Raw genomic sequence first — 2,754 nt, 5'->3', positions numbered from 1 at the left:
CGAGCGGCTCGGCGCCGGGATGATCCTCGGCGCCTCGCTGCTGACCGCGCGCGGAGTGCCGGCGACCGGCGAGTACGAGCTGCGCACCACCGTCGCCCAGCTCGCCACCCAGGTCGCCGGCGCCGGAGGGTCGTTCTGCGAGTTCCAGGCGCTGGACTTCATCGACGGCGTGGTGGAGATGGGGCACGACGGCCCGGCGCATCTGGCGGTGTCGGCACGGGACCCGCTGCTGCGCGGGCTCGGGGTCTACCACGGCAAGCGCGGGTGGGGCGTGAGCGTGGAGTTCGACGTACGGCACGGGCCGGTCACACTGCTCGGGCTCGGTCAGGACCGCGACGGCAGCCTGTCCTTCGTGGCGGCCGAGGGCACGGTGGTCCCGGGGCCGCTGCTGAGCATCGGCAACACGACGAGCCGGGTCGACTTCGGCCGCGACCCGGGCGAGTTCGTCGACGAGTGGAGCGCCTCCGGCGTCGGTCACCACTGGTCGCTGTCCCTGGGCAGCCGGGCGGCGGACTACCGGGCCGCCGCGTCGCTGCTGGGCATCGGCTTCGTCCAGGTCTGACCGCCCAGGTCTGACCGTCCGGGTCTGACATAGGCTCCACCGGTGGCACACATCGATCTTGGCGTCGACGAGACGACCCATCCCGGCATCCGCGGGCTGTTGGCGTACCGGCCGGAGACCGGCCGCCCGCTGATGGAGCTGGCCGAGGCGCTGCTGCGCGGTCCCGGTTCGCTCGGCGCCGGAGAGCGCGAGCTGATCGCGGCCTACGTCTCCGCGCTGAACGACTGCTCCTACTGCCGCGGCTCGCATTCCGCGACGGCCGCCGCGCAGCTTCCCGACGGCCGGTCACTGGTCGACCAGGTGCTGTCCGACCCGGAGACGGCGCCCATCTCCGCAAAGTTGCGCGCGCTGCTGCGCATCGCCGCGGCGGTCCGCCGCGACGGCCGGTCGGTGACCGCCGAACTGGTGGCGGAAGCACGCGCGGCGGGTGCGTCCGACGTGGAGGTGCACGACACGGTGCTGATCGCGGCGGCGTTCAGCATGTTCAACCGCTACGTCGACGGCCTGGGCACGTCCGCGCCGGGAGATCCGGCCGCGTACCTGCCCGGCGCCGCCCGCATCGCGAGATCTGGCTACGTCGAGCCCTGAGCGGCCTCGGCCCGCCGTTTGCGCTCCGCCTGACGCCGCCAGGCGAACAACCCGATGGCGAACGCCCAGGCGCCGGTGACGGTGCCGGCGATGGCGAGGAGCCCGCCCTTCAGCAGCATCCGGCCCACCTGGTGCAGCGCCCACTCGGTGCCCTCACTCCGGCAGATCGCCGAGGACTTGACCTCGTCGAGCTCGCAGAGCCGCTGGTCCTGCGTCACCGTGCCGCCCTGGGCGATCTGCCGGGTCGCCCGCAGCGTTGCGGCCGTCTGCGCGTCGACGGTGCGAGCGTCGAGCAGCTTGCCCGAGCCCAGCTCTCCGGCCAGCCAAGTCTGGAAGGCGCGGGCCATCGCGGCGTGGCCCCGCTCGTTCGGATGCATGCTGTTGTGCGTCCAGTTCATCGGGTTGAAGCGGGCTTCGACACCCCCGCTCACCGATCTCAGGCCGAGGAAGTTCAGGCCCGGCGGACCGTCGGGGTCGCACAGCTGGGCGTCGTTGTCGGCCAGGGCGTCCTGCATGTCGGCGACGTGGAAGCCGAACTCGCCCGCAGTGGCCCGGATGACGCCGTTGAGCTTGTCCTCCCCGACGACGAAGTCGTGCAGATCCGAGATCTCCTGCCCGGACAGAGCCACCTCGTCGCACCCGTCGTCGAGGCTGATCGGGTCGGGATAGGGCACGACCACGACCGGTGTCTGCGGGAACATCCGGTCGATGTCGTCATAGGTCGCGCGGAGATTGTCACGCACCTGGTCCAAGGGGCGCCACAACGCCGCCGCATCCCGGGCGGCGCAGTCTCCGGGCGCGACGCAGATGATGCCGATGGTGGAGAACCCGGCGTCGTTGCCGCCGAGGCTGACGACCGCCATGGCCGGCGTACCGGTGTTGTCCGCCCGGTACGCCTGCAGCTGGGTCAGTTCTCCTTCGGTCTCCGGCCCCGCGGCGGGTGCATCCGTGTCGACGACCTCACCGTCGTTCGCCGCCTTCGTCGGCGGTGTCAGCCGCACGTGCTCGGTCCTGGCTCCGGAACACGCGCGCATGTCGATCCCGCCGAACTGCGGTGACTGCGAGACCAGCACGGCCCAGGCGGTCGGCGCCTGCCGGCACTTGTTCCCGTCGGCCTCGTCGGTGCCCGTGTAGTACACCGAAGCGCCTTCGCCGGACATGTAGGAGTCGCCCAGCGCGAGAAGGGCCCCCTTGCCGGCGGCGCCGTCGACCGGATCGGGCCGGCGCTCCTGCACCGGGGTCAGCCCCATCAACGCGACCAGGGACATCACGATCACGACGTCGGCCTGTGTCGCCGAGGCGACGGCGACGACGAGGACCGCCAGCGCCGCCAGCGGCCAGAGCATGATGGTCGAGTGCGTCTGCTGCGCGGTCATGATCAGCGTGAAGATCAGGACGACGACCCCGGCCGCGATCAGCCCGAAGAACCACCATTGTTTCGCCACCTGGGCGACGTCGACGATCGCGATCTCCGACAGCAGCGCCAGGCCGACCGGCGCCGCCACCACCACCGCGCAAAAATGACGGAAGTTATAATCAACATATGCACGTTTTATTGTGTGTTGAAAATGCTTATTTCAGAAAAAAAGAGAATTATATAACGC

At 70.3% G+C, this 2,754-nt stretch carries 2 protein-coding genes and 1 pseudogene; 2 read left to right on the top strand and 1 reads right to left on the bottom strand.

The genetic code is table 11. The features are described 5' to 3' along the window. Window positions 1–562 (top strand): annotated as a pseudogene (locus AB0M20_RS36460) (arabinose isomerase); the annotation flags it as partial. Window positions 563–604: 42 nt separating this feature from the next. After that, window positions 605–1,150, top strand: coding sequence for a peroxidase-related enzyme (locus tag AB0M20_RS36455; RefSeq protein WP_364305222.1), 546 nt, complete (start codon window positions 605–607; stop codon window positions 1,148–1,150). On the opposite strand, the gene AB0M20_RS36450 is transcribed toward AB0M20_RS36455, so the two are convergent. Next, the gene (locus tag AB0M20_RS36450) at window positions 1,135–2,661 is read right to left on the bottom strand and encodes a GDSL-type esterase/lipase family protein (protein WP_364305220.1); all 1,527 of its coding nucleotides are present in this window, start codon (window positions 2,659–2,661) and stop codon (window positions 1,135–1,137) included. The two genes, AB0M20_RS36455 and AB0M20_RS36450, sit on opposite strands and share 16 nt — an antisense overlap. Between the last annotated feature and the right edge of the window lie 93 nt (window positions 2,662–2,754).

Source organism: Actinoplanes sp. NPDC051633, assembly GCF_040681735.1.
Classification (GTDB): Bacteria; Actinomycetota; Actinomycetes; order Mycobacteriales; family Micromonosporaceae; genus Actinoplanes.
The sequence above is the reverse complement of the archived record's forward strand: the minus strand, read 5'-3'. Positions and strand labels throughout refer to the sequence as shown.